5 protein-coding genes are annotated in these 4,964 nt (G+C 63.2%); all 5 read right to left on the reverse strand.

Features of this window, described 5'->3' with window-relative positions; translation table 11 throughout:
• Positions 1-169: 169 nt before the first annotated feature.
• Entirely contained in the window at positions 170-1,234 is a 1,065-nt protein-coding gene (locus tag EN991_RS23095) for an ABC transporter ATP-binding protein (RefSeq protein ID WP_127369617.1), read from the reverse strand.
• Positions 1,234-2,022, reverse strand: a complete 789-nt coding sequence (locus EN991_RS23100) for an ABC transporter permease (RefSeq protein ID WP_127369618.1) — start codon at positions 2,020-2,022, stop codon at positions 1,234-1,236. The genes EN991_RS23095 and EN991_RS23100 overlap by 1 nt, the downstream gene beginning before the upstream one ends.
• The gene (locus EN991_RS23105) at positions 2,022-2,885 is read right to left on the reverse strand and encodes an ABC transporter permease (protein ID WP_013530806.1); all 864 of its coding nucleotides are present in this window, start codon (positions 2,883-2,885) and stop codon (positions 2,022-2,024) included. Before EN991_RS23105 ends, EN991_RS23100 begins: the two co-directional genes overlap by 1 nt.
• A 64-nt stretch (positions 2,886-2,949) precedes the next feature.
• Positions 2,950-4,011, reverse strand: a complete 1,062-nt coding sequence (locus EN991_RS23110; RefSeq protein WP_013530805.1) for an ABC transporter substrate-binding protein — start codon at positions 4,009-4,011, stop codon at positions 2,950-2,952.
• A 57-nt stretch (positions 4,012-4,068) separates the two neighbouring features.
• The coding region (locus EN991_RS23115) for a PfkB family carbohydrate kinase (RefSeq protein ID WP_127369619.1) at positions 4,069-4,964 on the reverse strand (896 nt) is incomplete at its 5' end.

Here is a 4,964-nt window from a genome sequence, read left to right on the forward strand (position 1 = left end):
ACCCGGAGCATACCGATGACCCTGGAACTGACTGCACGCGACCGATCCATGCTCGCCGTCGAGCATGGATCGGTCGCGTGCAGTCAGTTCCAGGGTCATCGGTATGCTCCGGGTCGTGCCCGTCTATGCTGTCCCTGATTGCGGACGGTCTGGCAAGACCCGGTGAGGATCAGTTCGCCGCGATCAACACCGTGCTTTCAGGCGACCAGCGCAGCACGACATCCTGACCTTCTGCCAGCCGTTCCATGCCGGTATTCTGCACAATCACTTTCAACGTCTGACCAGCACGCTCGACGAAATAGGTGCTGTTGCTACCGGCGAAGATGCGCTTGGAAACCTGTCCCTTGAGCATGTTGGCGTTGCCATCCGGTGCTCCGGCATCCCTGGCGATGCGGATGCGTTCGGGCCGCACGGCGCAGCTCGCCCTGGCGCCGGCGGCAAGCTTGGCACCCACACCAGCGGCAATCGCCGTTCCGTCCGCAAGCCTGATGCCATCGCCCGTGCTGTCGCCGCGAAAAATGTTGGCGTCGCCGAGGAAGGTGGCGGCGAACTCGCTCTTCGGCCTGTCATAGATCTCCTCCGGCGGCCCCTCCTGCACCAGCCTGCCGTCGCGCAATATGCCGATGCGGTCGCTCATCGTCAGCGCTTCTTCCTGGTCGTGCGTGACGAAGATGGTGGTGATGCCGATCTCGCGCTGGATGCGCTTGAGCTCGATCTGCATATCGACGCGCAGCGCCTTGTCGAGCGCGCCGAGCGGCTCGTCGAGCAGCAGCACGCGCGGCTTGGTGACGATAGCGCGGGCGAGAGCCACACGCTGCCGCTGCCCGCCGGAGAGTTGGTGCGGCCGGCGGCCACCAAGCTTGCCGAGCGGCACCAGATCGAGCGCGCGCTGCACCTCCGTTGCAATCACCGCCTTGGCCTCGCCGCGCACCGACAGGCCGAAGGCGACATTGTCGGCGACGCTCATATTGGGAAACAGCGCATAGTTCTGGAACACCATGCCGATGCGCCGCTTTTCGACCGGCACCCGCTCGACGCTCTCGCCGCCGATGGTGATGCGGCCCGAATCGGGAAAATCGAAACCGGCAATCTGGCGCAGCAGCGTGGTCTTGCCGCTGCCCGACGGCCCCAGCAGCGCGTAGAATCCGCCATCGGCGAAATCGATGGAGACATTGTCCAGCGCCTTGTGTGCGCCGAAACTGCGCGAGACATCAGATACCTGCACGCCGGCCATTATTTCTCTCCGCCGAATTTGAAGAACCGCGCCGTGAGCAGCATCAGCGCCATCGACACGACAATGATGATCGTCGAGACCGCATTGATCTCGGGCGTGAATCCTTTGCGGATCGCGGCGTAGATTTCCACCGGCAGCGTCGTCTGCCCAGGCGTCGCCAGGAAATAGGACACCACGAACTGGTCGAACGACACTGCAAACGCAAACAGCCCTCCGGCAATGACGCCTGGCATGATCCAAGGCAGCGTGACGCGCCTCGTTACCTGCCACTGGTTGGCGCCGAGCGAGCGTGCCGCCTCTTCCAGCTCCGGCGCGAAGGTCTGCAGCCGGGCCGAGACGACGACGATGACATAGGGCAGCGCCAGTGCGACATGGCCAAGCAGGATCGCATGCAGCCCGCGACCGATGCCGACGCCGAAAAAGAAGATCAGCATCGCCGTGCCGGTGATCAGCCACGGAATGGCGATCGGCGGAAACAACAGCGCCTGCAGGAATTTCTTGCCGCGAAACTCATAGCGATAGAGCGCCAGCGATGCCGCCGAGCCGAGCACGACACAGATGACGGTGGTGATGACGGCGATCTCGACGCTGTTCCAGGTGGCGGCGATCAGCTGGTCGTTCTGCCACAGCGAAGCGTACCATTCGGTCGTCCATTCGAACGGCAATTGGTAGAAGGGCGAGACGTTGAACGACATCAGCGCCATGATGATGATCGGCAGATAGAGGAAGGCGAGCAGCAGACCGATGTAGAAGCGGCCAAGCCATTCGAGGACGGGGGTCGTCGCCATCACGCGGCCCTCCGCAGCACCGGCGACGCCACCGCCAGGATGACCAGCACCACGGCCAGCAGGATGAAGGAAAGCGCGGCACCGAGCGGCCAGTTGAACACGGCGACGAACTGGTCCTCGATGACCGTGCCGTAGAAGGTGCCGGTGCGACCGCCGAGGATGCGCGGCTCCATGAACGAGCCGACGACGGGGACGAAGATCAGGGCCGCACCCGCGACCAATCCGGGCATCGACAGCGGGATGATCACCCGCTTCAGCACCTGTAGCCGTGAAGCGCCAAGCGAACGCCCGGCCTCAATCAGGGAGTCATCGATCGCCTGCAGCGTGAGATAGCAGGTCAGCACCATGTAAGGCACGTAGGAATGCACCAGCCCGATGATGACGGCTGGATAGGAATACATCAGGTCGATGTTGATCTTGAACGGCAGCACGGCGTTGAGCGCGGTGTCGAGAATGCCGCCCTCGCGCAAAACCATCGCCCAGGAAAAGATGCGCACCAGCCCGTTCGACCAGAACGGCAAGATGACGAGCAGGAAGATCGCCTCGCGGCTGCGCCCCTTCAGCACTTTGGCGAGCACGTAAGCGGCGGGATAGCCGATGACGACGCACCACAGCGTCACTTCGAGGCCAAGCCGCAGCGAGGCCAGCAGCAGTGTCAGATAGAGGCTTTGCGAGAAGAAGGTGGCATAGTTGCCAAGGGTGAATGTCCACGGCTTTCCCGACAGCGGCAGCTCGGTCATGAACGAGAAAAAGACCATGGCCGAGAGCGGCAGGAAGATCGCCACCGTCAGCCAGAGATAGGCTGGCGCCAGCAGCGGCAATGCCGATCTCAGCCCGCTTCGCGACGCTGTCGCAGCTGCCATGATACCCTCCCCCAGGATTGAAACGCCAGCCGGCGCGAACCGCCGGCTGGCCGGGATGTTGGCTCTATTTCACGTCGACCTTCAACTGCTGCCACAGCGCCAGATAGGCTTCGCGCTGGGCATCGGTGATCGGCGCCTGGAACTGGATGCGTTTGGCCACCTCGGGGTCGCCCATGACCTTGCGGTTGAAGGCATCCTCGGGCAGCGCTTCCACCGCCTTGGTGTTGGCGGAGACAGGAGCACCGACCTTGGTGACCCATTCGACGTAGAATTTCGGGTCGATCATGTAGTTGATGAAAGCCTCGGCGCCGGCGACGTTCTTGGCGCCGACCGGAATGGAAAACGCGTCGAGCCAGGCGACGGCACCCTCCTGCGGCACGACCAGAGAGACCGGCAATTTGAAATGCGTCTTGGCGCGATCGGCCGAGCCGCTCCAGTAGGTGCCGATGTCGATCTGGTTGGAGGCGACCATCTGGTTCCAGTCGTTCTCCGAACTCCAGAAGGTCTTGATCTGCGGCATCAGCGAGGTGAGCTTCGCCTTGACCGCATCCATATCCTTGATGTCGTTGATGTTCTGGCCCGTTGCGATGGCGCCGAACTGCACCGCTTCGACGGCATCGTCGCGAATGACGACGCGGCCCTTATGGGCGGCATCCCACATCTCGGCGATGCTCGTCGGCGGCTTGTCGAAGGATTTGTCGTTGATCGCGAGCGCGGTGAGGCCCCACACCCACGGCACGCCATAGACCTTGCCGTCATGGACGAGCATCGGCGATCCCGCCTTGTCCTTGCTGATGTCGGCGTAGTTCGGCAATTTGGAGACGTCGATCGGCTGGATCAGTTTGCCGTCCATCGCCTGGTCGTTGAAGGCGGCATTGATCATGACCACGTCGTAGAGACCGGGATTGGTCCGGATCTTGGTCAGCATTTCCTGTTCGGAATTGAAGAAGTCGTTGACGACCTTGTTGCCGGTCGCTTTTTCGAAAGCCTCCACCGCCCATGGTTCGTCGGCGCCGTATCCCTTCCAGTTGAGCACATGCACTTCGTCAGCCTTGGCGGCGAACGCGAGTGCGGAGGTAAAGACGGCAGTCGCCGTCAGCAGAGCAGTCAAGTCGGGCATGCGCATGGTTGGTTCCTCTCTGTGGGTTTGCCCGGTTCCCGGGCTTGTCAGGCTTTCCAGCTGTTATGCATTGGCCTTCTGTGTCCGGCCTGCTCCCGACGGATCGGCGGCATGGCTCAGGAATGTCTGGATTTGGTGGTCGGTCGGCGCCGACGAGCCGCCATGGCGGGTGACCGATATGGCCGCTGCCGCATTGGCATAGCGCGCTGCCTCGAAGGGCGGGATGCCGCGCGCCAGCGCGCTGACGAAAGCACCGATATGGGTGTCGCCGGCGCCATTGGTGTCGATGGCGGTGACCTTGAAGCCGGCAACGGTCTGCGCCGTGCCGTCGGCCAACCTGATATGGCAACCCTTTGCCCCGGAGCGGATGACCACGCCCGCTGCTTTCGGGCAGTGGTCGCCCAGCAGCCGTACCGCGAGGCCCTCGACATCGCCTGGGCCGGCAATCTCGGCGGCTTCCGTCGTGTTGCAGCTCAGCCATGTGGTGCGGGCAAGCACCCGCGACAGGATGGGACGCGGAATGTCCGTGATGACCGGCGTCGGGTCGAAGACGAAGGGAATACCTGTCGGCAGCGCCTCGATCCAATCAGTGAGCGCATCGCGACTCTTGGGGTAGCTCAGCGTGTAGCCGGAGGTGAACACCCAGTCACCCGGTGCCACCGCGACCGGCGCCATCATGTCGAGGCTGAGAACGCTCTCCGCACCAGGCCACGACACGAAGGTGCGTTCGGCGTCGCTCGAAATCATGGCGACGCAGTTGCCGCTGTCCATCACGGGCGATGGCGGCGTCAGTGTCTCGATACCCTCGGCTATGAACGCAGCGCGCAGGAAATCGCCATTGGGCCCGCTGCCGAGTTGGCCGCCGAACACCACCTGCATGCCGGTGCGGCTGGCCGCCACCATCATGTTGAAGCCGCCGCCGGCGACCTGGGCAAAGCTCGATGCCGTCTTTTCCATGC

The organism is Mesorhizobium sp. M7A.F.Ca.US.005.03.2.1, assembly GCF_003997795.1.
GTDB classification, from domain to species: domain Bacteria; phylum Pseudomonadota; class Alphaproteobacteria; order Rhizobiales; family Rhizobiaceae; genus Mesorhizobium; species Mesorhizobium ciceri.